Here is a 25772-nt window from a genome sequence, read left to right as displayed (position 1 = left end):
GCGCGGGCGGCGCGGCCGCTACCCCCTCAGCGTGCCCAGGAAACGGACGTGCGGGCGGTCGTCGGGGCCGGTGCGGGTGACCTCGGCGTGGACGCCGTAGACCTCCGCGACCAGGGCGGCGGTGAGGACCTCCGCCGGTTCGCCGTGGGCCACGACACGTCCCTCGGAGAGCACGACGAGGTGGTCGCAGTACATCGCGGCGAGGTTGAGGTCGTGCAGGGCGACGACACTGGTGACGGGCAGGGCGACGACGAGGGCCAGCACGTCCAGCTGGTGCTGGATGTCGAGGTGGTTGGTGGGTTCGTCCAGCAGGAGTTCGCGTGGCTGCTGGGCCAGGGCGCGGGCGATCTGGACGCGTTGGCGTTCGCCGCCGGAGAGGGTGTGCCAGAGCCGGTCGGCCTGCCCGGTGAGACCGGTGCGCGCGAGGGCGTCCGCGACCACCTCCTCGTCGGCCGCCGACGCCGGTGTCCAGGCGCGGCGGTGCGGGATCCGGCCGAGCCGGACGACGTCGCGGACCGACACCTCCACCAGCGTGTCCGCCTGCTGTTCCACGACGGCCACGCGCCGGGCGACGGCGCGGCGGCCCATCCGGTCCAGCGGGCGGCCGTCCAGGGCGACGACGCCGGAGGTGGGGGCGAGCACGCCGGCCAGCAGCCGCAACAGGGTCGACTTACCGGACCCGTTGGGGCCGAGCAGGCCGGTCATGGCGCCGGGCCGCGGGCTGAGGTCGACGCCGTCCAGGATCAGCCGCCCCCCGGCGGCGCGGGAGACCCGCTCGGCGCTCAGCGTCACCGTGCCCTCCGGGTGCGGTACAGGACGAGGACGAAGGCGGGTACGCCGATCAGCGAGGTCACCACGCCCACCGGGACCTCCTTGGGGGCGAGGACGGTTCGGGCCAGGGTGTCGACCCACACCAGGAACACGGCTCCGGCGAGGGCGCAGACCGGCAGGAGGCGGGCGTGCCCGGGACCGGTCAGCGCCCGCACGGCGTGCGGCAGCACAAGTCCGACGAAGCCGATGGCACCGGCCGAGGCGACCAGGGCGGCGGTGAGCAGGGCCGTGGCGCACAGCAGGACCAGCCGGGTGCGGGCCACGTGGACGCCGAGGGTGGCCGCGGCGTCCTGGCCGAAGGCGAAGGCGTCCAGCGTCCTGCCGTGGCCGAGGCACACGGCGAGGACCAGCAGCAGGACCGCGGTACCGGTCCACACGTCCGTCCAGCCGGCCCCGCCGAGCGAGCCGAGCAGCCAGAAGAGCACCCCGCGGGTGGTCTCGGAGTCGGCCGCGGTCATCACCACGAAGGAGGTGAGCGAGGAGAACAGCTGCATCGCCGCCACGCCCGCGAGGACCACCCGGTCCGGGGTGCCGCCGAGGCTGTGGCTGAGCAGCATCACCAGCGCGAAGGAGCACACCGCGCCGAGGAACGCCCCGCCGGGGACGGACAGCGCGCCGCCGCCCACGCCGAGTACGACGACCAGGACGGCGCCGGTCGAGGCACCGGAGGAGACGCCGAGCACGAAGGGGTCGGCGAGCGGGTTGCGCAGCAGGGACTGGAGGACGGCGCCGCACACGGCGAGTCCGGCGCCGCACACCGCGGCGAGCAGGGTCCGGGGCAGCCGCAGGTCCCAGACGATGCCGTCGCGGATGGGGGTGACGTCGGCGGCGGGGCCCGCGCCGAGGTGGGCGACGATCACGGACCACACGTCGGCCACGCCGATGTCCGCCGGTCCGATGGTGACGGCGACGGCCACGGAGGCGCACAGGGCGACGACGCCGGTCAGCGCCCACAGGGGGTAGGCACGGCGGCCGGCCGTGGGTATGCCGGAGGGCGACCGCTCCCCGGGCGCGGCCCGGTCCTCGGACGACGTTCGGTCCTTGGAGGTCGCCCCGTCCTCGGACGCCGCCCGGCTCGCGGACGTCACTTGGTGAGGCCGTACTCGCGCAGCGCGGCCGCCACCTGTTCGACGCCCTCGACGGTGCGGATGGTGGGGTTCATGGCCTGACCGCTGAGCAGGACGTACCGCTTCTCGCGGACGGCGGTCATGTTCCGGGTGACCGGGTCGGACTCCAGGAACTCGATCTTCTTCGCGGCGGTCTCGGCCGTCTGCGACTTGCGGGTGAGGTCGCCGAGGACGAGGACGTCGGGGTCGCGGTCGGCGACGGTCTCCCAGCCGACCTGCGGCCATTCGTCGTGGGTGTCGTCCATGGCGTTCTTCGCCCCGACCTCGCGGGTCATGACGCCGGGGGCGCCGCAGCAGCCGCCCATGTAGGGCGACGTGGAGTTGGCGAACCAGTACATGAGGGTGGCGTCGGAGGCGTCGACGCCGGACGTCGCCTTCTCCACCCGGGACTTCAGGTCGGCGACCAGCTTCTCGCCGCGTTCCTCGACGTCGAACAGCCGGGCCAGGTCGCGGACCTCGCGGTAGACGGTGTCCATGGTGAAGGGCTCGCTGCGGACGCCGTCGCCGTCGCCGCTGTTGTCCTTGCCGACGCAGTCGGACGGGGAGAGGTAGGCCGGCACGCCGAGTTCGCCGAACTGCTCGGGGGTGGCCACTCCCCCGGTGCCGAGGGTGGAGGCGAAGGAGGCGGCGACGAAGTCGGGTTCGGCGTCCAGGACCGTCTCGAAGGACGGCATGTCGTCGGCGAGCCGGGGCACACCCGCGTTCGCCTTCTCCAGCCCCTTCATCACCGGGTCGGTCCACGTGGCGGTGCCCGCCATGCGGTCGGCCAGGCCGAGGGAGAGCAGGATCTCGGTGGTTCCCTGGTTGAGGGAGACCGCTCGCTGCGGGGGTGCGTCGACCTCGACCTCGCGGCCGCAGTCACGGACGGTGCGCGGGTAGCCGGCCGTGTCCGGCGCGGCGGAGTCGCCCCCGGTGTCCGTCCCGGAGCCGCAGCCGGCGGCCAGCAGGGCGCCGGCCAGGAGCGGCACCAGGCCGCGGACGGCGCGGCGGGGGGCGGGGAGGCGTCGGAAGCCGACGGGGCGCGATGCGCGCGAGGAGGCGGGCAAGGGGGATCCTCTGGCGTCGAGGGCTCGTACGCGAAGCCCGTTCGTACGGTGCGTCCCGCGCCGTACGGGGCGCGGGTGCCAGCAGGTCTTCGGACTCGGGATCGACCGGGCGGGACGCCTTCCCGGGCGGCCTGCGCCGCCCAGTGGCCCGTGTCCCGCCCGTCACCCTCACCGCTGCGCGTCAGCTCCGGATTCGCACCGGATTCCCTGACCCACCAGGTGGGTTCGACTGGCTTCCGCAAGCTACCACAGGGTCCTCGCGCCGTCGGGGGGCGGGCGGCTGCCTCACCCGCCCCCGGCGCCGACGCGCCCGACCGCGTCAGCTCTCGGGCATCAGGACGCTGTCGATGATGTAGACGTTGGCGTTGGCGGTCTTGACGTGGCCGCAGACCACGTTGGCGGAGTCGTTGACCTTGTAGGCCCCGTCCGAGCCGGAGGTGGTGAGCTTGGACTTCTGCAGGGTGTCGAAGGAGCCGTTCTCCAGGTCCTTGGGGGCGAGCTTCTGGCCCACGACGTGGTAGGTCAGGATGTCGGTGAGCATCGCCTTGTCGTTGAGGACCTTGTCCAGGTCGGCCTTCGGAATCTTGGCGAAGGCGTCGTTGGTCGGCGCGAAAACCGTGATGTTCTGGGCGTTGTTGAGGGTGTCGACCAGACCGGCCTTCTTCACCGCCGACACCAGCGTGGACAGGGCCGGGTTGTTCGAGGCGGCGGTGGCGACCGGGTCCTTCGCCATGCCGTCGAACGAACCGGCGCCCTCCTTCGGCACGGTGGAGCAGGCCGGACCGAACGGCTCGTCGGCGCCGGACATGCCGCCCGAGGTGTCCTCGGACTGCTCGTCGGTGGCCGCGGGGGCCGAGGACTCGGCCTGCGCGGAGTCCGAGGAGCCGCTGTCTCCGTCGTCGGAACAGGCGGCCAGCGACAGGGGCAGGAGGGCGGCCGCGACGACTGCGACGGCGGAACGACGGATACGGGCGTTCATGGATGTCTCCCTGCAAATCGGCAGCACTGAGGCAGCGCTGATGTAGTGGTGTGGAACGTGGAGCGCGTCGGGGTGGAGCGGTGGTCCGCTCGGTGAGCTGTCCGCCCGTCGGGCGGTTCCTATACGTGTGGAGGCCGAGCCGCCCTGCGTATCGCAGGCAGGGAACGCAGGCGGGCGGTCCGCTGTCGGTGTGGTCCCGGTTCTTTCCTCACACGGGGAATCCGGAGCAGGGCGGCTTCCGGATTGGCCGGTCATTCGATCGAGCGGGGAAGTTTCTCGGGCACCTCTGCGACCACGGGCTGTCCCCCGGAGAACGCCGTCGACGTGACGGGGACTCAGAGCGGGGTGGCGGCCCGCAGGATGAGGAACATGGTGACGGCGGAGTTCGCCGACGACATCGCCGACACGGCCGTTCCGGCGGCCGCGGCCCACGCGGCCAGTCCCACCGAGGTGAACAGGGAGGGCCAGGTGCGGACGGCGGGCGCGGGACCCAGCAGGGCCGCCACCCGGCGCGGCACGGGTCCGGGCGCCGCGAGGCCGGCCAGGGTCGCGACCGGGGTGCCCCGGGAGACGAGGGCGGCCTTGCCGATCGCGGTCGCCACGGCGCGACGGTCGCCGACCACCTTCGCGGCCGCCTCGTCGGCCCAGCGTTCGGCCGTGTAGGAGACGGCGGTGCGCAGGGGGCGCAGGAACGGGTTGGCTAGCGCGGCGAGCCGGACGGCCAGCAGGAAGCGGTGGTGGCGGGCGGCGAGGTGGGCCCGCTCGTGGGCGAACAGCGCGCGCCGCTCGGCCGGTTCGAGGCAGTCGAGCAGCGCGGTGGTGACCACCACCCGGCCCCGGCCTCCGCCGGGCAGCGCGTACGCGTAGGGCACGTCGTCCGGCAGTACGGCCACGGCGGTACCCCGCAGTCCGGCGAGGGCGCGGTGGGCCCGGCGGCGCACCCGGCCGTGCCGCCACAGCGCCCGGACCGAGACCAGGAGCACGGCGCACAGTGCGGGAATCGCCGCCTTGCCGACGACCTCGTCGTAGGGCACCGCCGCCCGCACCTCGGGGTCCGACCAGCCGTCCGGCAGCGGGTTGCCGGGCAGTTGCGCGGTGCCGACCACCATCACCAGCGCCAGGCACACGGTGCTGCACAGCGCCATCACGGCGGCGACGGCGGTGAGCAGCCTGGTCGCGGTGCGCGGGTGCAGACGCTGCTCGGCCAGCCGGGCGACGGGCCATGCCGTCAGAGGCAGGACCAGTGGCAGGAAGACGAAGACCCCCATGGCGGTGTCAGCCGTCCTCCGCGCCGTGCGCGTGCCCGAGCAGGTCGCGCAGCAGCCGCTCGTCGTCCGGGTCCAGGCCGGTGACGAAGCTGGCCAGCACCGCCTCCCGGTCGCTCTCGGCGTCCAGGACCTTGCGCATCCTGCGCGCGGCCAGACCGGCCTGGTCCGCGGGTGTCCAGGCGAAGGACCGGCCCGCCCGCTCGCGGCTGACGGCGCCCTTCTCCAGCAGCCGGGTCAGGATCGTGATCACCGTGGTGTAGGCCAGGTCGCCGCCCAGGCGCTCCTGCACCCAGCCGGCGGTCGCGGGCCCCTCCGCCTCGCGCAGCGCCGTCAGCACCAGGGCCTCCAGCTCGCCCTGGCCCCGCCGCCGCGATCGCCGGTGATCCGTCACGGGCCGCCTCCTTCCGATGTCGTCGCTCTCTGCGACGGCCATCGTATAGAAACCTGATTTCTACAGTTCTGTAGATGAAACGGTGGACACGCAGTCGGCACGACGAAGGAGTGTCCGAGGACGCGTCGACCGAGACCGCCATGGTCTTCGGCGAGCCGTACCGGCACGGCGCCAAGGGGGCACCTCCCGCTCGAGCGAAGCCGAGAGTGGGGACGGAAGATCCGTGCGGTCGGGCAGGGTTGCGCCTCCGGTCTCGCCGGCATCGCCGCGGACTCCGGCGTCGACATCCGACCCGTTCCCGGCCCGGTCACCGGTCCGTGGCGCAGCAGCCGTCCGCCGCACCGGGGGCCGGCGCGGTGTCGAGGCGGCAGAAGCAGGACGCCTCGACCGGTACGTCCGCGAGGGCGGCGGCGAGCCTCAGCTGCCGCTCCACGATCCGCGCCTCCCCCGCCCGGTCCAGCCGCACCAGGCACTCGTGGAGGCCGTGCAGCGCCCAGACGTTGCCCGGGTGCTGGAGGGCGCGGGGCAGGGTGTCGTCGAGGCCCAGGTCGGCCCGGTAGACCGCCTCGGCCTCGGCGACCCGGCCCTGTTCCAGGAGCAGGGCGCCGTACGCGTGCCGGGTGGGCTGCATCCAGCCCCACGGCTCGTCGTAGGGGAGGTTGTCGTCCAGGCCGATCGAGCGTTCCAGGGCGGCGAAGGCGGCGGCGTGGTGGCCCTTGCGGTACTCCAGTTCGCCGTCGAGCATGGCGGAGGCGATGGCGAGGATGTCGGCGCAGGTGTTGTTGAACAGCATGCGGGAGTCCGGCACCCGGGCGACCGCGTCGCGGAACAGGACGCGTTCGGCCTCCGCCTCGGCGACGCGGCCGGTGGCCGAGAGGGCGACGCCGCGGGCGTAGTGCAGCATCGCGGTGGTCACGCAGTACAGGCCCGGATCGGCCGGCACCGGCAGGGCGAGGATGTCGGCCCAGCGGCCGAAGCGGATCAGGACGTGCACCCGCATGGCCAGGAAGCCCTCCAGCCAGTCGGCCATGGGCGGGCTCTGCACGCGCAGCAGTGCCTCGGGAACGGACGCCTCCAGTCGGGCGGCGGTGTCGAGGGCGATGTCGTACCGGCCCAGGAACATCGCGCCGTAGATCCTGAAGTGGTAGTTGTGCGTCCGGTAGAGGGTGTAGAAGTTCATCTCCCCGGCCCGCGCGCGGTACTTCTCGTCGGCCGCGATGGCTGCGCTGTTGTCCGACACGACGCGCCGGTAGTCGCCGCACAGCACTTCGAGGTGGGACGGCATGTGCAGCAGGTGTCCCGCGTCGGGGACCAGGTCGCGCAGCCGGTCGGCGACGGAGAGGGCCGCCTCGGGGGTCGGTGACATCTCCATCAGGTGGATGTAGAGGTGCACGACACCGGGGTGTTCGAGTCCCCCTTCGGCGGCCAGGGCCCGGTCGAGGACCTCCTTCGCGGCGAGGGTGCGGGCCCCCTCGGCGGGCAGCCCCGTGCGCAGGTCCCACAGCTGCCACGGTGTCAGGTTCATCAGGGCGTCGGCGTAGAGGGTGGCCACGTCGAGGTCGTCCGGGGCGAGGTCGTGGACGGCGCGCATGCTGTCGGCGTACGGCGGGTTCCAGACCGAGCAGTCCTCGACGGCGCGCGCCTGCGGGTAGCGGGCACGCAGGGCGCCGATGAGGGCGCGTTCGACGGGGGTGGCCCGGCCCGCCTTGGCGTGGGCGAGTTCGACGGCGGCGTGGGTGCGGTCGACGGTCCGGGTCAGTTCCTCGGCGTCGAAGGCCTCCCAGGGCTTGTTGTAGTTGGGGCCGAGGGCGTAGGCGATGCCCCAGTGGGCCATGGCGCAGTCCGGGTCGGCCGCCACCGCCCTCTCGAAGCACGCGACGGCCTCCTCGTGGTGGAAGGCGTACGTCCACACCAGCCCGCGGTCGAACCACCGCTGGGCCTCGGGCGACGAGGTGGTCACGGGTCGGCCGTGGACACCGAGGTCGTAGTAGTCCATGTACGGACGTATACCGCACTCCGGGACGGCCGCGGAGCACTGCGCGGAAGGCCGCGGCGCACGGTGTCCCCGCCGGACGCGGCGCGCGCCGCGTCCGGCGGGGGTGGGGGGACCGGCGGGGGGCGTGATCAGCCGAAGTCCACGTCACTGCAGAGGAAGTACGTCTGGTCCATGTGCGACGCCTGCCAGATGGTGTAGACGACGTGCCGGCCGCTCAGGCCCGACGTACTCACCGGGATCTCGTAGTTCTGACCGGGTGCGTAGCTGCCCGTACGCGCCACCTGCTGGAGGTCGCCCCAGGTCAGGGCCTGCGTGGCGGGGTCGAAGCCCTGCCGGGTGACGTAGACCAGGAAGTAGTCGGCGCCGTGGCCGGCCTGGTCGTGCAGCTTGACGGTGAAGTCGTCGGCGACGTCCGTGGTCCGCCACGCGCCCACGGTGTCCAGGGAGTCGTAGCGTCCGCTCTCGGTCCGGCCCCCGCTGCACAGCTGACCGTCGGGGACGACGGCCCTGAAGTCACCGGCGGAGCCGTTGCGGTAGAGACCGTTCCAGTTCCACATGGCGTTGGGGTCGTCCTGCCATGCCTGCCAGCACATGGGGTCTTCCTGCGCCATGGCGGGGTTCTGGAAGTCGTCGCCCCAGCGGTCCCAGCAGCCGTAGTTGCGGGATGCGGGGTCGACGACCGAGCCGTGGGCGAAGGCGGTGCCGCTCCACGGGATCAGAGTGAGGAGGACCGCGGTCAGGGCGCCGAGGGCGAGGGTCGTCGTGCGGCGGGCCCGTTTCACCGGACTCACCGGCTTCACTGGATTGCCGTGATCATGACAAGTCATGCTGCCTGCTTCCGTGGGGGGACAGTGGAGACGGGGCGCACCAGTGGGAGCGCTCCCAAAGCCTCGCGGAGTCCAGGCTGCGCCCGCATGAATCCCTTGGCAACATCCGAAACGAGCCAGTTCGCTCGACGGGCGGGCGGGAGAAGTCCCGCCCGCCCGTCGTCACACCGGTGCCGAAGTCCGCGTCAGAGCGTGCGCCGCCTGGAACGGATCAGCAGCACGCAGCCGCCCGCGAAGAGGACGCCGCCGACCGCGGCGGGCCACAGTCCGAGGCCGGAGCCGGTCTCGGCGAGTCCGCCCTGCGCCTGCGCCTGCGCCTGCGGTGCGGCGCCGCCGCCGTCGCCCTGGGTGGCCTCGGGGGCCGGCACGGCGCTGCCCGCGTCGCCCGGGGCGTCCGCCGGTGTCGTGGCGGCCTTGGGCGCGGCGCTCGGGGAAGCGTCGGCGTCCTGGCCGGCGGCCGGGGGCGCGGACTGCTCCGCGTCGTTCTGTCCCTCGTTCCGCCCGTCGTCCTGGCCGCCGTTCTGCCCCTGGTTCGGCTCCTCCTTCTGCCCGTCGTCCCGGCCGTCGTCCTGCCCGGGGGCCGGATCGTCGTTCCCGTTGCCGTTCTGCTCGTCGCGGCCGTCCTGGCCGTCCTGACCGCCGTCCTGGCCGGATTCGGCGGGTGCCGAGGCCGTGGCGGTCTGCTCGGCCGGCGGCGCGGTGGGCTGCTCGCCGCCGTCGCCGCCGCCGGGCTGCTCCTCGCCCTTGCCGTCGTCCGGCGCCTCGGAGGCTCCCGGGTCCTCACCCTGGCCCGGGTCCTCGCCCTGGCCCGGGTCGGAGCCCGGCGGAGGCGTGTCCGCGCCGCACTCGCGGCCGGAGTTGATGCAGTCCGTCATCTCCCGCATCAGGCCCTCGTCGAAGACGTTGATGAAGTCGCTGTGGTCGGTGACGGGCTTGTGCAGCTGCTCGGGGAAGGAGTCCACGGCGAACAACGGGACCGTCCGGCCGCCGTCCTGGAGGCTGGGCGCGTCCACGTCGTACACGACCCGCTGGACCAGCCGCGGGACCGCCTTGAAGCCCTCCGGGCAGCCGCCGTCGGCGGTGGCGAAGGCCATGTGGGTGCGGTGGTTGGCGCTGTCGATGTTGCGGCCGTCCCAGCAGCTCTGGAAGGTGAAGGTGCGCACCACGTCGCTGCCGGAGGGGCAGAGCGGGTACTTATCCTTCAGCTGCCGGTCCTCGAAGCCGGTGCAGCTCCAGGAGGCGTTCGCGTTGGCGTTGCCGTTGACGAACGCCTTCGCGTCACCGGTGATGATGCGCAGCAGGCGCGGCATCTGCGTGACCTTGCCGCGCTCGTTGCCCTCGAAGGTGAGCGTGACCTCGGCCGGTGTGACGATCTCGCCCGCGTTGCCCTCGATGCCGCCGCCGGGTGACTGGGCGTCCTGCTCGGCGGTGCCGTTCTGGAGGCGGATCACGGGCCAGTAGTACGAGGACTTGTCGCCCTGGTCCGCGCAGCTGGTCTCGGCGGCGGCCAGGTCCTCGTCGCTGGAGAAGGCGTTGCTGTCCTGGTTGCCGACGTAGTCGTGGAAGTGGTGGGCGCCGTTTCCGACGCCGGGGGCGGCGATGAGGTTGTCCGAGTTGAACAGGCCCTCGGCGTTGACACCGCAGCTGGTGCTGAAGGAGCCGTTCGAGGCGCTCTTCTGGCGGGGTGCCTTCACCACGTTGGGCTGGACGGACTTGATGTCGGCGTAGTCGGCCGCCACCGGGCCGTTGCCCGCCTGGCCGCCGTTCCCGGCCGCGCCGCCGTCGTCCCCGCCCTGCTGCTGGTCCTGTCCCTGGTCCTGTCCCTGGTCCTGCTGCTCCGGGCTGCCGCTCTGCGCCGGCTCCGTCGCGACCTCGGTGCGGCGCAGCGTGCACTCCGCGAGCGTGTCCAGTCCCTCGGGGCGGTCCCCGGCCTTGGCGACGGCGGCGGCGATGCGCTCGATGGTCGCCGCCCGGTCCTCCTTCAGAGGGTCCAGGATGGCGGCCTCGTCGAGGGAGCCGTCGTCCGCGGTGCGGGCGGCTTCCTGGAGTTGGCGGTACGCGGTGGCGATCTGCTCGTCGAGCTGGGCCAGTTCGGTGTCGACCTCCTGCCTGGCGGGTTCCGGCACGGTGGTCAGCCGCTCGGTCAGGTCGGGGCAGTCGACGGTCGCCGCGACGCCGGAACTGCCCAGGGGAACGGCGTTGTTGCCGGATTCGGTCGCGGAGGCGAAGACGTTCACGGCCACCAGGCCGCCGCCCCCCAGTATCAGCGCGACCGCTCCGAAGGTCGCGCGCCGCGCCCCGGTCGGGCGTCTGCGCCTGTTGTGTCCCAAGGCGTGCTCCTGTGTCGTGACGGACTCGGGCATGGAATGCCCCCGGCTCCATACGGAGGAGCGGGCCGGAGCGTTCAGCCGTCCCCGGGATTCTCAGGAATCCCTCACCTCGCGGGCGCGCCGCGGCGGGGCCCGACCTCGTCCGTCACCGATCTGGCCGCCCTGTCCTGTCGACGTGCGCCGAGTGGTCCGATCGAGGGGCTTGGGCGTCGGACGGCAGCGGCAGGAGGATGGAAGGGGCAGGGACAGCGAGGCACGAACGGAACGCCACCACGAGTGATCCCAGGAGCCGCTGATGTCCGAGAAGCCGAGTGAGACACATCCGCCGGTGGTCGACCGCGCGACCTTCGAGCAGCGGCTGGAGGAGTTGCGGTCCAGGGAGAAGGCCCATACCCGCGAAGGGGACGCGATCGCCGCCGCGCGCCGCAGGCTCCCGATGGTCGAGGTGGCCGCGGACAGCCGCCTGCTGGGACCCGACGGCCCCGTGACGCTCCTGGACGCGTTCGAGGGGCGACGCCAGATGATCGCCTACTACTTCATGTGGTGGCCCGGGCGGCCCGCTGCCGAGCAGTGCGAAGGCTGCACCTGGGTGATGAGCCACGTGGGTGAGCTGGCCTATCTCCACTCCCGCGACATCACCTTCGCCGTGTTCTCCCAGGGGCGGAACGTCAGTTACGGCTTCGCGGACGCGGAGACCTCCTACGAGGAGAGCCTCCGCTATCGCGCCTTCATGGGCTGGACGATGCCGTGGTACTCCGCGCAGCCCTCGCTCGAGACGCTCCTGGTCGGCCGGGAGCCGGGCCTGTTCCACCTGGTGTGCTACCTGCGCGACGGCGACCGTGTCTTCGAGACGTACTGGACCAGACGCCGTGGGGCGGAGGCGGTGGACTACAGCTACGCACTCATGGACCTCACGGCGTTCGGGCGTCAGGAGGCGTGGGAGGACTCACCGGCGGGCCGGCCGCGCCTCGGACAGGCCACGCGGACTCTCAGCGGGGCCCCGGACTGGCGGCCGCTCCGGGACGGGCAGGGCGGACGCCCCACGGCACACTGGCCACGCGTCGACGCCGGCCGCTCCGACGACCTGGGGGCCACCGGCACCGGCCCGCCTACCGAGCCCGAGCGCTGAGCCGCAGTGCTGGGCGGGACGAGCCGGAGCGGGCCGAGGGGACGGCGCGATCTGGGCGCCGTTCGCCCGCAGGGGTCCTTGTCGGCGGCTCGGTCCCGGTGGAACGATGCGGACGGCACCGCCTCAGCGCAGCGAAGGGACCCGTCGTGACCGACGACCAGCACCGGCCGCACCCCGCCGCCGCCTTCGACGCGCTGGGCGCCGAGTACGAGAAGGCATTCGCCGGGTCGAGGACGCACCGGCGCTCGCTGGAGTGGCTGCTCGGGCGGCTCGCGCCGGGCAGCCGGGTGCTGGACGTGGGCAGCGGCACCGGCCGCCCCACCGCCGAGACCCTCGCGGCCGCCGGCCACGACGTACTGGGCGTCGACGTCTCGCCGGTCATGGTCGAGCTGGCGGCCCGGCAGGTCCCGGAGGCCACGTTCCGGTGCGCCGACATCCACGACGTACCGCTAGAGGACGCTTCGTTCGACGCCGTCTGCATGTACTTCTCGCTGCTCCAGCTGGACCGGCGGGAGCAGGCGGCGCTCATCGGGCGTCTGGCGCGGGTGCTGAAGCCGGGGGGTTACCTGGTGCTGGCGACCGTGCCGCTGGACGTGGAGGGCGTCGACGCCGTCTTCATGGGACAGCCGGTGCGGGTGACCAGCTTCACCGCGCAGGCCCTCGCCACCGTGGCCGAGGAGGCCGGTCTGGAGGTGGTGACGGAGGAGGCGACGCTGTTCACCCCCGCCCACCCGGACGCCCGGCCCGAACCGCACCTCTTCCTGCACTGCCGCCGCCCGGCCGCCACCGCGCCGGACGCCTGACCCACCGGTCCCGCGGCAGGCGGCCGGCTCCGGCACCGCCCCGGATGGGGTAACCCCGCACGCGCGCACCGGGCCCCGCGGCCAGAGTGGGCAGCATGACAGAGCCTGGCGAGCGACGGCGCCGCACGACCTCCACCGCCACCCGGGAACGTCCCGTGCGCGATGCCCGGGACGCGGCCCGGCGCGCCGCGGACGCCCTCTCCGAGCTGATCCGGCACCACCTGGAGGGCGTCTCCGCGGTGTGCCGCAGCGAGGACGACGGCTGGATCGTCAACGTGGACGCGCTCGAAGTCGCCCGCATTCCGGACACCACCAGTCTGCTCGCCACCTACGAGGTCGAACTGGACTCCGCGGGCGGCCTCGTGCAGTACCGCAGGATCGCGCGCTACCGGCGCGGCGCCCAGGACCAGTGAGCCGACGGTGAGGCGCGTACCCGGAAGGACCACCGCATGATCACGTACGACGACGAGGTCATCTGCGCGCCCCGCGCCGGAACCCTCTACGACGTCCTCGAACTCATCCTCGACCGCGGCATGGTGATCGACGTCTTCGTGCGCGTCTCCCTGGTCGGCATCGAGATCCTCAAGGTGGACGCGCGCATCGTGGTCGCGAGCGTCGACACCTACCTGCGGTTCGCCGAGGCCTGCAACCGGCTGGACCTGGAGCACGACGCGCGCTCCAAGACCGTGCCCGAGTTGTTCGGCGGCCCCGTCGCCAAGTCCGTCGGCAGGGCGGGCGCGAAGCGGACGGCGCGCTCGCTGACCGACAAGGTGCGCGACGCCCTCGCGCCGGACGAGGACACGGACGAGGAGACGGACGAGGAGGAAGCACTCCCCCGCGGGCGGTCCTCCTCGGCACGCCGCCGTACCGAGGAGGACCGCCCGCGCGACCGACCCCGCCGCCGCACCCGTAGGGAGGACGCATGACCGCGCCCGTCACCACCACCGCCACCGGCTCCGAGCTGAAGTCGCTCTACGTCTACGGCATCACGCCCGCCGGGATCCGCGCCCCCCGCTCCCCCGGCGTCGACGGCGCCCCGGTGCGGCTGTTGACCGACTCCGGCCTGTGCGCCGCGGTGTCGGACGCGCCGGCGCGGCTCCTGCCCCGGCGCCGCGACCTGCATGCCCACCAGGCCGTCCTGGACGAACTGGCGGCGCAGGGGCCGCTGCTGCCCATGCGGTTCGCGGTGCTCAGCCCCCGGACCGACGCCCTGCTCGACCAACTGCGCGCAGACTCGGCCCACTTGACGCGGCAGCTCGAAGAGGTGCGGGGATGCGTCGAACTCAACGTCAAGGGCACGGTGGTGCCAGGCCACTTCGCCGATCTGGTACGCCGCGACGAGAGCCTGCGGTCCATGGCGCTGCGGACCCGGCGCCGTCCCGACTACGAGGCCAACGTCCGGCTGGGAGAGGCGCTCGCGCTCGGCGTACGCCGGGAGGCACGGCGCGCCGCGCGGGAGGTCCTGGACCGTCTGACGCCGCTGGCGGTGCGCACGGCCGGGGGCACGACCGACGGCGATCAGGTGCTCAGCGCGTCGTTCCTGCTGCGCGCGGGCGAGGAGCGCCGGTTCCGGGAGGCGGTGGACGCGGTGGCCCGTGCCTGCGGGGACCGGCTGGCGCTCAGCGTGACCGGCCCCCTGCCCTGCTACAGCTTCGTCGAACCGCGTCCCGCGACGGCGGGGCGGTGACGGGGTGGGCATCGTGAGCGGGCTCCTCCTGCTGCCCCTCGCGCCGGTGCGCGGCACGGCGTGGATCGCCGACCACCTGCTCCAGGAGGCCCGGCGCCAGGTCCACGACCCGCGCGCCGTGCAGGCGAGGCTGGCCTCGCTGAACCGGGCCCTGGACGAAGGCGCCATCGACGAGGCCGTCTTCGAACGGGAGGAGGAGCGGCTGCTCGCCCGCCTCGAACGCCGGGCCCGTCAGGGCGGCCCTACGACCACCATGGACCGAGCGCAGAGAAGGCACGCATGAGCGACAGCAAGACGGCCCTGGCGGCAGCCATGGCAGGCGGATACCTCCTGGGGCGCACGAAGAAGGCCAAGCTCGCCTTCGCGGTCGGCTCCTACCTCGCGGGGCGGCGCATCGGCCTGTCGCCGGGCGACCTGCTCTCCCAGGGACTGGGCGGGCTCCAGCAGGCGCCGCAGATCCGCGAACTCACCGAGCAGCTGCGCGGGGAACTGCTGACCGCCGGGCGCGCGGCCGCCACCGCCGCGGCGAACCGACGGCTCATCGGTCTCGCGGACTCCCTCCGCGACCGTACCGACGCGCTCACCGGCGAGGGCCGGAGGGACGACAGGGACGACGAGGGCCCGGACGAGGACACGGAGGACGAGGACGCCTACTTCGACGAGGAGGACGAGGAGGAGGACCACGAGCCCGAGCCCGAGCCCGAGCCGCGTCGGCGCACGGTGAAGAAGGCTCCGCCGCGCAAGGCCGCGCCTCCGGCGAAGAAGACGGCCAAGAAGACCGCGAAGAAGAGCGCGAAGAGCCCGGCGAAGAAGGCCGCGCCAGCGAAGAAGGCGGCGAAGACCGCGCCCGCGAAGAAGGCGGCTCCCGCGAAGAAGACCGCCGGTTCACGCAGGCGGGGAGGGGGACGCGGATGACCCCCGACCGGCAGGACCAGGACACGCCGTCCCCTCTCGGGGGCCTCAAGGACGCCCTCGGCGGGTACCTCTCCGCCCGGGGGCACAGCCTCGTAGGCAAGGCGGGGGAACGGATCGGCGGCCTCACCGATCGCCTCACCGCCTCCGCAAACGGCAACGGCAACGGCGGCGGCGGTAACGGCGGCTCCCAGCGCGGGGGCGGTGGCAAGAGCGGCGCCGGCAGTATCAAGGCGACGCACATCATGGAGGTCGTCGACATCGGCGTCCCCCTGCGCGTCGTCTACGACCAGTGGACCCAGCTCCAGGAGTTCAGCGACTTCACCAAGGGCGTCCGCAGCGTCAGCGCCGAGGACGAGGTGACCAGCAACTGGAACCTCAAGGTCGGCCCGTCCAGCCGCAGCTGGAAGGCGACCGTCCAGGAGCAGGTCCCCGACGAGCGGATCGTGTGGACCTCCGAGGGCGCCAAGGGCAGCACGCGCGGCGTGGTCAGCTTCCACGAGCTGGCGCCCCGGCTGACCCGGGTGGTCGTGGTCTGCGAGTACTACCCGTCGGGCTTCTTCGAGAAGACCGGCAACCTCTGGCGCGCCCAGGGACGCCGGCTGCGGCTGGACCTGAAGCACTTCGCGCGGCACGTGACGCTGGTGGACGAGGAGGAGGTCGAGGGCTGGCGCGGCGAGATCCGTGACGGCGAGGTCGTCCGGACCCACGAGGAGGCCCTGGAGGAGGAGAACGGCGACGAGGAGGACGAGTACGCGGACGACGAGGAGGACGAAGACGAGGACGGTGACTACGAGGACGAGGACGGTGAGTACGAAGACGATGAGGACGACGGGGACGAGTACGAGGACGAGTACGAGGACGACGGCCGTGCCCGCCGACGCCGCTGACGGGGCGGGGAGCGTCCGGTGACCGACATCGACCACCGGTACGCGGACTCCGACCCCCTGGCCTGTCCGCCCGCCACCGGCAGCCTCGCCGACCTCCTCGAACGGGTCCTCGACAAGGGCATCGTCATCGCCGGCGACATCAAGATCGACCTCCTCGACATCGAACTCCTCACCATCCGGCTGCGGCTGTTCATCGCCTCGGTGGACACCGCGAAGAAGGCGGGCATCGACTGGTGGGAGACCGACCCGGCCCTGTCGTCCCGGGCCGCGCGGGACGCTCTCGCCGAGGAGAACGCGCGTCTGCGGGCCCGGCTCGACGCCTTGGACGACGCCCTGGAGCACGACGAGGAGGACGGCGTGACGGCCGCGGTCGAGGAGACGTCGGGAGCCGTTCGGTGAGCGCGGACGAGGGAGTGGAGCCCGGCATCGTCTGCGCCTTCGCCGTCACCGGTACTCCGCCGGACCCCGCCGCGCTCGCCTCGGCGACCGGTCACGAGGAGGGCGGTCCGCTGCGCGCGCTCGACGCGGGCGGCGGTCTGTGCCTGGTCGTCCAGGACGTCCCCGCGGCCCTGTTCGACCAGGAGGCCCTGGCGGAACGCCTCAACCGGCCCACCGACCTGGAACGCTGCGCCCGCGCCCACCACCGGGCCGTCGAGGCCGCGGCGGGGCGGGGTGCGGTCGTACCCCTGCCGATGGCGACGCTGTACCGCGGCGACCGGTCGGCGGTACGGGCCGTCTCCGACCGGCGGCCGGTGCTGGAGGCGCTGCTCGACCGTCTCCGGAACCGCACCGAGTGGGCGGTGAAGGTGCACGCCGCCGAGGGAACGCCGGACGACCTCCCCCCGGCCCCAGCCGGCCCCGGCACCGGCTCCGGTGGCCGTGCCTACCTGAGCCGGGCCAGCGCTCGGCGGCGCGACCGGCAGCAGGCGCACGGCAGGGCGCGGGCCGAGGCGGAGGCCGTCGACGCGGAGCTGCGGCGGTACGCCGTCGCCGCGACCCGGCACCGGCCGCAGAGCGAGCGGCTGACGGGCCGCCGCACCCCGCAGCTCCTCAACGCCGCCTACCTGGTGGAGGACGCCGACCGCGCCGCCTTCACCCGCGCCCTGGCCGGGCTCACCGCCGAGGGGCGGCATCCTGCCGTACGGGCCGACGCGTCGGGACCGTGGATCCCGTACTCCTTCGCGCGCTGGGACGAGGCACCGGACGCACGCCCCGGCCGGGAGGTCCCCGCATGACGGTCGCGGACACCCGTACGCCGGGCCCGGCGCCCGTACCCTGGGGCGGCCCGGAGCAGTACGCGCCGGTCGGGGTGCCCCTCGTCGACCTGCTGGACCGGGTCCTTGCGACCGGGGTCGTGGTCAGCGGCGACCTGGTCCTGGCCATCGCGGACGTGCCGCTGGTGCGGATCTCCCTGCACGCGCTGCTGGCGTCGGTGAGCGAGCGGGTGCCCGCTCCGTGGCCGGACAGCGGTCCGCTGTGACCGGGCGCCGGGAGCACTCCCTCGACCTCGACCCCGAGCGGGTCACGAACGACCTGGCCGCCCTGGTGCTCACGGTCGTCGAGCTGCTGCGCCAGCTCATGGAGCGCCAGGCCGTGCGCCGCTTCGACGAGGGCACCCTCAGCGCGGCGCAGGAGGACCGGCTCGGCACGGCGCTCATGCTGCTCGACGAGCGGATGGACGACCTGTGCGCCCAGCACGGCCTGAGCCGTGCCGACCTGAACCTCGACCTGGGTCCGCTGGGTCCCCTCCTCGCCGATCCCGATCCCTAGGCCCCGGGAACGCACGGGCACCCCGCACGAGCGATCGCTATGATGGCGAAGAATCGCTCAAACGAACATTCACGGGTGGGGAGACCTGATGCGGGAGCCGGTCGATCTCAGGCGCCAGCGGATCCTGGCGGCGGTGCAGGCGCGCGGTACCGCGCGGGTGCGGGACCTCGCCGACGAGTTGCAGGTCTCGGTGGTCACCGTGCGCCGGGACGTGGAGGAGCTGACGCGTGAGGGCCGGCTGGCGCGCGGGCACGGGGTCGTCCGGTCCACGCTGCCGGACCGGGAGGCGCCCGCGGAGACGGGCGGGGCGGCCGGGGACCGGGTGGCGGTGGTGGTTCCGGTGCGGCACTCGTACCTCACCGAGACCCTGCACGGCGCGCGCACGGTCCTGGAGGAGTCGGGGCTGCGCATCGCCCTGCACCTCGCGCCGCAGGCCTCCGGTGCCGAACGGCCCCTGGTGGAGCGGGCGCTGGCGGACGGCGCACAGGGGCTGCTGATCGCCCCCCGCTGGCGCGGCCGGGCCGAGGAGGCGGCCGACCACGAGTGGCTCGCCGGTACCGGGGTGCCGACGGTGCTGATGGAGCGCCGCCCGTGGCGGGGCAGCGCGCTGCACGCCCTCGACTCGGTGTGCTCGGATCACTGGTACGGCGCGCACCTGGCGGTGGAGCACCTGGTGGGCCTCGGTCACCGGCGCATCGTGTTCGCCACGCGGCACGACAGTCCGACGGCCCGTTCGCTGCGCGCCGCGTTCACCGAGATCGCGGGGGCCCATCCCCTGGTGGAGCAGTGGGCCTGGACCCTCGTCTCGCCGGAGGCCGGGGTGGACGGGCCGTACACGGCGGACGAGACGGCCGAGCCGCCCGCGCTGACGCGCAAGCTGGGGGCGACCGCCATGGTGCTGCACGGCGACGTGGACGCGCTGATGATCGTCCAGCGGCTGGCGGAGGAGGGGGTGCGGGTGCCGGAGGACTGCTCGGTCGTGGCGTACGACGACGTGGTGGCCGGGCTCGGCTCGCCGCCGCTGACGGCCGTGGCGCCGCCGAAGGCCGAGGTCGGGCGCATGGCGGCGGAGCTGCTGCTCCAGCGACTGTCCGAAGCACCCGGGACCCGGCCGGGCCGGCGCGTCGAGCTGCTGCCGCGGCTGATGGTGCGCGGCTCGACCGAGAGTCTGTCCGGGCAGCTGACCGAGCTGTCGGCCGGACACCCGACCGGGCAGCCGACCGGACAGCCGACCAAGTGAGCGTTTGAGCGTTTAATTTTCTTCTGATCGATCTCTTGACCGTTTGAGTCGGGGCGTTCAGGATTCCCGTGTCCCGAACAGTCGTGGCCGCACCCCCGCGGACACGCAGGAGCCGCGGGAGGCGCCATGCCCGGACGACAGAGCCGTCGGTCCGTGCTCGCCGCGATGGCCGCCGTACCCCTGACAGGAGCCGTGAGCGCCTGCAGCGGGGGGAACGGGGCATCGTCGGCCCGCACCGGAACCACCACGCGCGTCACCTTCTGGTCCGCCCTGCGCGGCAGCCAGGAGGTGGTCGACGCCTTCAACCGCACACACCGCACCATCCAGGTCGACTTCCAGCAGATCCCCTCCGGCGGGCAGGGCGGTTACGCCAAGCTCAGCAACGCCGCCCGGGCGGGCAACGCGCCCGACATCGCCACCATCGAGTATCCGCAGGTCCCGGGGTACGCCATCGACGGAGTCGCACGCGACATCACCGACCTGGTGAGCGAGCGCCTGCGCCGCAAGCTGCTGCCGCAGGCGCTCGGACTGACCACGTTCGAGGACCGCGTGTTCGCCGTGCCGCTGGACGTCGAACCCATGGTCATGCACTACCGCGCCGACCTGTTCGACCGCTACGGCCTCGACGTCGCGCGCACCTGGGACGAGTTCGCCGAGCAGGCCGCGACCGTGCGCCGCAAGGCACCGGACCGGCGGCTGGTGCTCTTCCCCACCGACGGGATGACGCAGTTCGCCTGCTACGCCTGGCAGGCGGGCGCCCAGTGGTTCGACACCTCCCGGGGCGCCTGGAACGTGTCCCTCGCCGACGCGCCGTCCCGGCGGGTCGCGGACTACTGGCAGCGGCTCATCGACCGCGACCACGTCTTCATGAACGCGGTCGAGAGCCGGCAGTCCGACGCGCAGATCGGCAACGGGCTGGTCCTCACCCGGCTCAGCGGCGCGTGGGACGCCGGCGCGCAGATGAACGCCCGGCCCGGGCAGAAGGGCCAGTGGCGGATCGCGCCGCTGCCGCAGTGGGACACCGGCAGTCCGTCCGCCGGCACGCACGGCGGATCGACCTTCGCGGTCACCAAGGACAGCCGGCACCCCGAGGCCGCCATGGAGTTCATCGAGTGGCAGGTCTCCCACCCCGACGCGCTGCGCGCCCGCCTCTCCAGCGGCACCAGCAGCCAGTACCCGGCCGCACCCGGCCTGGTGCCGGTGGGGCGGGACGCCTTCGACCGCTCGTACTACGGGGGGCAGGACATCTACACCCTGTTCGAGCAGGAGGCCGAGAAGATCGGCGAGCAGTGGCTGTGGGGGCCGAGGATGAGCGCGACCCAGAAGGTCATGCAGGACTCGTTCGCCCGCGTCGGCGGCGGCCAGGGCAGCCTCGTCGAATCGCTGCGCACCGCGCAGGAGGGCACCATGCCCGACCTGAAGGCCCTCGGCCTGTCCACCACCCAGCGCAGCACCTGAGCCGACGAAAGGCAGGTGACACCCATGACCACGACGACCCACTCACGGGTGCCGGCCGGCGCGACCCGCGCCGCCGCCCCGGAGCCCTCCGCCTCCGGCATCCGCGCCCGCAGAGCCGCCAAGCGGCGCCAACTGGCCGCCTGCGGCGTCCTGATGACGCCGTTCTTCGCCCTGCTGGTCACCGTCTTCCTGATCCCCGTCGGCACCGCCGTCTACCTCAGCTTCTACAGCGACGACCAGCCCGGGCTCGGCTTCGGCCCCGAGCGAACGGTCTTCGTCGGACTGCGCTCCTACGCCGCCGTGCTCACCGACCCCACCTTCCTCGGCGGGCTCGGCACGGTCGCCCTGTACTGCCTGATCTACATCCCGCTGATGGTGGCCGGCGCGCTCGTCCTCGCCCTGCTGCTGGACTCCGGCGTGGTCCGGCTGCGCGCCTTCGCCCAGCTCGGCCTGTTCCTGCCGCACGCGGTGCCCGGCATCATCGCCGCGCTGATCTGGCTGTACCTGTACACGCCCGGCATCAGTCCGGTCATCGAGCTGTTCGCGAAGGGCGACATCACGATCGACTTCCTGGGCGTGCACACGGTGATCCCGTCCATCGTGAACATCGCGCTGTGGAGCAACCTCGGCTACAACATGGTGGTCTTCTACGCCGCGCTCCAGGCCGTGCCGCGCGAGGTGATCGAGGCGTCCGTCGTGGACGGCGCGGGGCCGGTGCGCACCGCGCTCCAGGTCAAGACGCCGCTGGTGCGGGCGTCCATCGTGATGGTGGCGATCTTCACCCTGATCTGGGCGCTCCAGCTGTTCACCGAGCCGATGCTGCTCAGCCAGTCCTCCCCGATGATCAACTCCCGGTTCTCGCCCAGCATGTACATCTACGACGCGGCCTTCACCCGCAACAACTACAGTCTCGCGGCGGCCGCCTCGGTCGTCCTGCTGGTGTGCACCATCGCCCTGTCCTACGGCGTCACCCGCTTCACCAGCCGCGCCGACGCCGAGGAGGCCCGATGAGCGCCACCGACAGTTCGCTGCTCCGCCCGAGACTGCTGGGCCGCCTCACGGTCAACGCGGTCGTCGCCGTCTCCGTCCTCTACACGCTGCTGCCCGTGCTGTGGCTGGTGCTCGCCGCCGGCAAGACGCGGGACGCCCTGTTCAGCAGCGACCTGCTCTCCCTGAGCGACTTCTCGTTCCTCCAGAACCTCGGCGACCTGTTCGCCATGGACGGCGGGCTGTACGGCCGCTGGTACGTCAACAGCCTGCTGTACGCCGTCCTCGGGGCGGCCCTGGGCGCGCTGGTGAGCGTGGCCTGCGGCTACGCCTTCGACAAGTACCGCTTCCGGCACAAGGAGAAGCTGTTCGGGCTGGTGCTGGCGGCGGTCATGGTGCCGCAGACGGTCCTCGCGCTGCCGCTGTACCTGATGGCGTCCGAGGCCGGTCTGGTGAACACCTTCTGGGCGGTGTTCATCCCGGTACTGTTCAACCCGTTCGGCGTCTACCTGGGCCGGATCTTCGCGCGGGGCTACGTGCCCGACGAGGTGCTGGAGGCGGCGCGCGTGGACGGGGCGGGCGAGCTGACCACGTACGTCCGGGTGGCACTGCGGATGCTGGGGCCGGGCCTGATCACCGTCTTCCTCTTCCAGCTGACCGCGATCTGGAACAATTTCTTCCTGCCCATGGTGATGCTGTCCGACCAGGACCTGTATCCCGTCAGTCTCGGCCTGTACCAGTGGAACAGTTCGGCGTCCGTGTCGCCGGAGTACTACCCCGTGGTGATCATGGGTTCACTGCTCGCCGTACTGCCGCTCATCCTCGCCTTCGTGCTGCTCCAGCGATTCTGGCGCAGCGGCCTGACCGCCGGAGCCGTCAAGTGACCCCGTACGCCCCCGGACCCGGCTTCCGGCCCCGTGCCGCCGTGGCCATGTCCCCGGACGCCGCCTCGGCCGTCCTCGACCCCCAGTCGCTCGGCGCGTTCCGCCGGGTCTGCGAACTCGCGCCGTTCCCGGTGCTGGACGACCTGTCCACCCCGCGGGCCCGGTCGGTGCTGGCCGACGTGGACCTGCTGATCACCGGCTGGGGCTGTCCGCCGCTGGACGCGGACGTGCTGCGGGCGGCTCCGGCGCTGCGGGCCGTGGTGCACACGGCGGGCAGTGTCCGCGGGCATGTCACCGACGCCTGCTGGGAGCGGGGCGTCGAGGTCTCCTCGGCCGCCGCGGCCAACGCGCTGCCGGTCGCGGAGTACACCCTGGGCATGATCCTGCTCAGCGGCAAGCGGGTGCTGGAACGGGCCCGCGACTACCGGGCCACCCGGACCCGGGGCAACTGGCTGCGCACCTCGCGCGGCGTCGGCAACTACCGGCGCACGGTCGGCATCCTGTCGGCCTCGCTGATCGGCCGCCGGGTCGTGGAACTGCTGCGGCCGCACGACATCGGCGTACTGCTGCACGACCCGTACGTGAGCGACGCGGAGGCCGCCGAACTCGGCGTGGAACGCGTCGAGTTGCCGGAACTGTTCGCGCGCTGCGACACCGTCAGCGTGCACACCCCGCTGCTGCCCACCACCCGTGGGCTGGTCGGCCGCGCGCTGATCGAGTCGATGCCGGCCGACGCGGTGCTGATCAACACCTCCCGCGGGGCGGTCGTCGACCAGGAGGCGCTCACCGACGCCGTCGTGGCCGGCCGGATCCGGGCCGTGCTGGACGTCACCGACCCCGAGGCGCTGCCGCCGGACCATCCGCTGTGGGACTGCGAGCACGCCCTGATCACCCCGCACCTCGCCGGCTCCGAGGGCAACGAGTGGCGCCGCCTGGCCGACCTCGCGCTCGCCGAGACGACCCGCTGGGCGTCCGGAGCCGGCTTCCTCCACCCCGTACGACGCGAAAGGCTGGCGTTCCTGGCATGAGCATCCCGTTCGAACTGCCCACCGAGGACCGTGCGTCGAGCCCGTACACCGGCTGGACCCGGGCTCACTGGGAGGCCGTCGCCGACGGGCTGCTGTGGGCCGCGTGGCGCTGGAGCACCCCGGGCAACGCCCTGCTCGACCTGCCGGGACGCCCGTCGCGTTCCGGTGTGCGCTCCGACGGCCTGGAAGGCTTCGCGCGCACGTTCCTCGCGGCCGCCTTCCGGGTCGCGGGCGCCGACGGCGCGGACCCGCACGACTGGCTGGGCCGCTACGCGCGCGGCCTCGCCTCGGGCACCCTCACCCCGGGCCGCGACGACACCGAGTCCTGGCCGTTGATCCTCGACCACGACGTGCAGGGCCAGCCGATGGTCGAGTCGGCGTCGGTGGCGCTCGGGCTGCGGCTGACCGCGCCGTGGCTGTGGAAGAACCTCGACTCCGGGGTCCAGGACCGGGTCGAGGAGTGGCTGCGCGGCGCGCTGCGGCACGTGCCGGCGCCGAACAACTGGTACCTGTTCCCGTACACGGTCGCCGGGTTCCTGGAGTCGGTCGGCCGCGGCGACGCGGAGACGGCCGCGGCACGGGAGCGGGCGCTGGAGCTGATGGAGGGCTGGTACCGGGGCGGGGGCTGGTACGCCGACGGCGACGGTCGCGCCTTCGACCACTACAACGGCTGGGCGCTGCACCTGTACCCGGTGCTCGACGCCCACCTCGGCGGCGACGCCGACGCCCTCGGCCGGTACGGGGAGCGGCTGCGGGCCCACCTGGAAGGGTTCGCCCTGATGTTCGGCGCCGACGGCGCGCCGCTGCACTACGGCCGCTCGCTGACCTACCGCTTCGCGGCGTCGTCCGCCGTGGGCCTGGGCGCGCTGACCGGGCACACCCCGCTGTCGCCGGGTGCCTCGCGGCGGCTGGTGAGCGGCAGCCTGCGGTACTTCATGGACCGCGGGGCGCTGAGCGACGAGGGGCTGCTGAGCCTGGGGTGGTTCGGCCCGCACGAGGCGACGCTCCAGCCGTACTCGGGACCGGCCTCCCCGTACTGGGCGTCGAAGGCGTTCGTGTCGCTCCTCGCCCCGGCCGGCCACCCGCTGTGGACGGCGCCCGAGGAGCCGGCGCCGGTGGAGGAGGCGGACCGCGTGCTCGCCCTCGCCGCGCCCGGGCTGCTGGTGCAGTCGACGCGCGAGGACGGGATCGTCCGGCTGCACAACCACGGCAGCGACCATGTGCGGCCGCACGAGGGCGAGTCGGCGGACCAGGACGACCCGCACTACGGCCGGCAGGCCTACTCGACCCGGACCGGTCCCACGGCCGGGGAGAACGCCGCGGACAACCACCTGTCGGTCGAGGTGGGCGGCCGGGGCAGCGTCCGGCGCCGCATCCACCCGCTCGGCGCCGGGCAGGGCGACGGCTGGGGCTGGGCGGCGTCCTGGCACCGGCCCGTCTTCACCGGCGGCGCCCCGATGGTGCCGGGGCTGCGGGTGGAGAGCGTGACGGTGGCCCGGGGTCCGTACGAACTGCGGGTGCACCGGGTCGTCGGGGCGCCGCGGGGGGCCCGGGTCACGCACACCGGGTGGGCCACCGGCCCCGAGGAGCCCCTGGTCTCCGCGCTGCACGGACTGCACGGCTGGCTGCCCGGGACCGAGACGGTGCGTGCCCCGCAGGGCACGGCGTACGTGCCGTGGGCAGAGCTGCCCCGGCTGTCCGGCGAGACCGGCGGGACCACCCTGCACGTCTGCCTGGCGGCACTCACCGGTGAGCCCGTGAACGTGGCGGTCGCCGAGGCCGTCACGGAGGTCGTGCCGGGTGGGAGCCACGTCGACGTGGTCTGGGCGGACGACGGCGGCCGCACCCGGGTCTCGTTCGGTCCGGTGGCGGTGACGCACTCCGCGGGCTAGGTCGTGTCCGCAAAGTCCGGCCGTCCGCCCGGAGGGCGGGCCCTGCGGCGCCCGGTGCGTGCTCTCGGTGTGCCGGGCGCAGCCCCTCGTACTGGGCGTACTCGGGGCTTCGCCCGGTGCAGCGAGAGTGCGTGCCGGGCGTCGCGGGGCAGGCCGGACTTTGCGGACACGGCCTAGGTGTATTGATCACGAGCGTTGTTGACACTGGTGGGTCTTGAACATGGCGAAGACCTCCGATGTGGTGGAGCTGTCTAGGAACGCACCGCACGGAGGTCTTCGTGTCCCACCGTAATGCCC

Annotated in this window: 27 protein-coding genes, 1 pseudogene and 1 riboswitch; of the genes and pseudogenes, 19 read left to right on the top strand and 9 right to left on the bottom strand. The window is 73.2% G+C overall.

Annotated elements, in window-relative coordinates; all coding sequences use genetic code 11:
• Window positions 1–18: 18 nt before the first annotated feature.
• The 6 genes from DMH12_RS08685 to DMH12_RS08660 all read right to left on the bottom strand — a co-directional run bounded on the left by DMH12_RS08685 (window position 19) and on the right by DMH12_RS08660 (window position 5642).
• Window positions 19–792, bottom strand: a complete 774-nt coding sequence (locus DMH12_RS08685) for an ABC transporter ATP-binding protein (protein WP_125490968.1) — start codon at window positions 790–792, stop codon at window positions 19–21.
• The gene (locus DMH12_RS08680; protein ID WP_125491007.1) at window positions 789–1817 is read right to left on the bottom strand and encodes an iron ABC transporter permease; all 1029 of its coding nucleotides are present in this window, start codon (window positions 1815–1817) and stop codon (window positions 789–791) included. The genes DMH12_RS08685 and DMH12_RS08680 overlap by 4 nt, the downstream gene beginning before the upstream one ends.
• Before the next feature lie 98 nt (window positions 1818–1915).
• Complete coding sequence (locus DMH12_RS08675; protein WP_399186889.1) at window positions 1916–3004, bottom strand: ABC transporter substrate-binding protein; 1089 nt, start codon at window positions 3002–3004, stop codon at window positions 1916–1918.
• A 62-nt stretch (window positions 3005–3066) separates the two neighbouring features.
• Window positions 3067–3253, bottom strand: a riboswitch (cobalamin riboswitch).
• Between the two features lie 70 nt (window positions 3254–3323).
• The gene (locus DMH12_RS08670) at window positions 3324–3983 is read right to left on the bottom strand and encodes a fasciclin domain-containing protein (RefSeq protein WP_125490967.1); all 660 of its coding nucleotides are present in this window, start codon (window positions 3981–3983) and stop codon (window positions 3324–3326) included.
• Between the two features lie 335 nt (window positions 3984–4318).
• Window positions 4319–5251: a M56 family metallopeptidase gene (locus DMH12_RS08665; RefSeq protein WP_125490966.1), complete on the bottom strand. Its 933-nt coding sequence runs from the start codon at window positions 5249–5251 to the stop codon at window positions 4319–4321.
• A gap of 7 nt (window positions 5252–5258) precedes the next feature.
• Window positions 5259–5642, bottom strand: a complete 384-nt coding sequence (locus tag DMH12_RS08660; RefSeq protein ID WP_161327483.1) for a BlaI/MecI/CopY family transcriptional regulator — start codon at window positions 5640–5642, stop codon at window positions 5259–5261.
• Between the two features lie 92 nt (window positions 5643–5734).
• Between DMH12_RS08660 and DMH12_RS08655 the strand changes: the two are divergent.
• Window positions 5735–5930, top strand: a pseudogene (locus DMH12_RS08655) (TerD family protein); the annotation flags it as partial.
• Between the two features lie 19 nt (window positions 5931–5949).
• Here the strand turns inward: DMH12_RS08655 and DMH12_RS08650 are convergent.
• The 3 genes from DMH12_RS08650 to DMH12_RS08640 form a co-directional block, all read right to left on the bottom strand.
• On the bottom strand, window positions 5950–7638 hold the full coding sequence (locus DMH12_RS08650; RefSeq protein ID WP_125490964.1) for a hypothetical protein: 1689 nt from the start codon (window positions 7636–7638) through the stop codon (window positions 5950–5952).
• Window positions 7639–7766: 128 nt separating this feature from the next.
• Entirely contained in the window at window positions 7767–8465 is a 699-nt protein-coding gene (locus tag DMH12_RS08645) for a lytic polysaccharide monooxygenase (RefSeq protein ID WP_125490963.1), read from the bottom strand.
• A 185-nt stretch (window positions 8466–8650) separates the two neighbouring features.
• Window positions 8651–10828: a DUF1996 domain-containing protein gene (locus DMH12_RS08640; protein ID WP_185832209.1), complete on the bottom strand. Its 2178-nt coding sequence runs from the start codon at window positions 10826–10828 to the stop codon at window positions 8651–8653.
• A gap of 262 nt (window positions 10829–11090) precedes the next feature.
• On the opposite strand from DMH12_RS08640, the gene DMH12_RS08635 reads away from it, so the two are divergent.
• From DMH12_RS08635 to DMH12_RS08550, 18 genes are all read left to right on the top strand, one after another.
• Window positions 11091–11924: a DUF899 family protein gene (locus DMH12_RS08635; RefSeq protein ID WP_125490961.1), complete on the top strand. Its 834-nt coding sequence runs from the start codon at window positions 11091–11093 to the stop codon at window positions 11922–11924.
• Window positions 11925–12070: 146 nt separating this feature from the next.
• Complete coding sequence (locus DMH12_RS08630; protein ID WP_185832208.1) at window positions 12071–12727, top strand: bifunctional 2-polyprenyl-6-hydroxyphenol methylase/3-demethylubiquinol 3-O-methyltransferase UbiG; 657 nt, start codon at window positions 12071–12073, stop codon at window positions 12725–12727.
• A gap of 95 nt (window positions 12728–12822) precedes the next feature.
• A complete protein-coding gene (locus DMH12_RS08625; protein WP_125490959.1) occupies window positions 12823–13140 on the top strand; it encodes a gas vesicle protein in 318 nt (105 codons plus the stop codon).
• Window positions 13141–13176: 36 nt separating this feature from the next.
• On the top strand, window positions 13177–13653 hold the full coding sequence (locus DMH12_RS08620; RefSeq protein WP_125490958.1) for a gas vesicle structural protein GvpA: 477 nt from the start codon (window positions 13177–13179) through the stop codon (window positions 13651–13653).
• Window positions 13650–14414 (top strand): GvpL/GvpF family gas vesicle protein, encoded by a 765-nt coding sequence (locus DMH12_RS08615; protein WP_125490957.1) that lies wholly within the window; start codon window positions 13650–13652, stop codon window positions 14412–14414. Before DMH12_RS08620 ends, DMH12_RS08615 begins: the two co-directional genes overlap by 4 nt.
• A 4-nt stretch (window positions 14415–14418) precedes the next feature.
• The gene (locus tag DMH12_RS08610) at window positions 14419–14697 is read left to right on the top strand and encodes a gas vesicle protein GvpG (protein WP_125490956.1); all 279 of its coding nucleotides are present in this window, start codon (window positions 14419–14421) and stop codon (window positions 14695–14697) included.
• Window positions 14694–15329, top strand: coding sequence for a hypothetical protein (locus DMH12_RS08605; protein ID WP_125490955.1), 636 nt, complete (start codon window positions 14694–14696; stop codon window positions 15327–15329). Before DMH12_RS08610 ends, DMH12_RS08605 begins: the two co-directional genes overlap by 4 nt.
• Entirely contained in the window at window positions 15326–16216 is an 891-nt protein-coding gene (locus DMH12_RS08600; protein WP_125490954.1) for an SRPBCC family protein, read from the top strand. Before DMH12_RS08605 ends, DMH12_RS08600 begins: the two co-directional genes overlap by 4 nt.
• 18 nt (window positions 16217–16234) lie before the next feature.
• A complete protein-coding gene (locus DMH12_RS08595) occupies window positions 16235–16615 on the top strand; it encodes a gas vesicle protein (RefSeq protein WP_125490953.1) in 381 nt (126 codons plus the stop codon).
• Window positions 16612–17451 (top strand): GvpL/GvpF family gas vesicle protein, encoded by an 840-nt coding sequence (locus DMH12_RS08590; RefSeq protein WP_125490952.1) that lies wholly within the window; start codon window positions 16612–16614, stop codon window positions 17449–17451. The genes DMH12_RS08595 and DMH12_RS08590 overlap by 4 nt, the downstream gene beginning before the upstream one ends.
• On the top strand, window positions 17448–17696 hold the full coding sequence (locus DMH12_RS08585) for a gas vesicle protein (RefSeq protein WP_125490951.1): 249 nt from the start codon (window positions 17448–17450) through the stop codon (window positions 17694–17696). The genes DMH12_RS08590 and DMH12_RS08585 overlap by 4 nt, the downstream gene beginning before the upstream one ends.
• Window positions 17693–17986 carry a gas vesicle protein K gene (locus DMH12_RS08580; RefSeq protein WP_125491005.1) on the top strand — a complete coding sequence of 98 codons (294 nt, stop codon included), beginning with the start codon at window positions 17693–17695 and terminating at the stop codon, window positions 17984–17986. Before DMH12_RS08585 ends, DMH12_RS08580 begins: the two co-directional genes overlap by 4 nt.
• A gap of 88 nt (window positions 17987–18074) precedes the next feature.
• Window positions 18075–19226 (top strand): substrate-binding domain-containing protein, encoded by a 1152-nt coding sequence (locus DMH12_RS08575; protein ID WP_260474143.1) that lies wholly within the window; start codon window positions 18075–18077, stop codon window positions 19224–19226.
• A 126-nt stretch (window positions 19227–19352) separates the two neighbouring features.
• A complete protein-coding gene (locus tag DMH12_RS08570; protein ID WP_125490950.1) occupies window positions 19353–20684 on the top strand; it encodes an ABC transporter substrate-binding protein in 1332 nt (443 codons plus the stop codon).
• 24 nt (window positions 20685–20708) lie between these two features.
• Window positions 20709–21695 carry a carbohydrate ABC transporter permease gene (locus tag DMH12_RS08565; RefSeq protein WP_125490949.1) on the top strand — a complete coding sequence of 329 codons (987 nt, stop codon included), beginning with the start codon at window positions 20709–20711 and terminating at the stop codon, window positions 21693–21695.
• Window positions 21692–22555, top strand: a complete 864-nt coding sequence (locus tag DMH12_RS08560; RefSeq protein WP_125490948.1) for a carbohydrate ABC transporter permease — start codon at window positions 21692–21694, stop codon at window positions 22553–22555. Before DMH12_RS08565 ends, DMH12_RS08560 begins: the two co-directional genes overlap by 4 nt.
• Window positions 22552–23583, top strand: coding sequence for a hydroxyacid dehydrogenase (locus DMH12_RS08555; RefSeq protein ID WP_125490947.1), 1032 nt, complete (start codon window positions 22552–22554; stop codon window positions 23581–23583). The genes DMH12_RS08560 and DMH12_RS08555 overlap by 4 nt, the downstream gene beginning before the upstream one ends.
• Entirely contained in the window at window positions 23580–25475 is a 1896-nt protein-coding gene (locus DMH12_RS08550) for a DUF2264 domain-containing protein (protein WP_125490946.1), read from the top strand. The genes DMH12_RS08555 and DMH12_RS08550 overlap by 4 nt, the downstream gene beginning before the upstream one ends.
• Window positions 25476–25772: the final 297 nt, after the last annotated feature.

The organism is Streptomyces sp. WAC 04229 (assembly GCF_003947455.1).
Classification (GTDB): Bacteria; Actinomycetota; Actinomycetes; order Streptomycetales; family Streptomycetaceae; genus Streptomyces.
The sequence above is the reverse complement of the archived record's forward strand: the minus strand, read 5'-3'. Positions and strand labels throughout refer to the sequence as shown.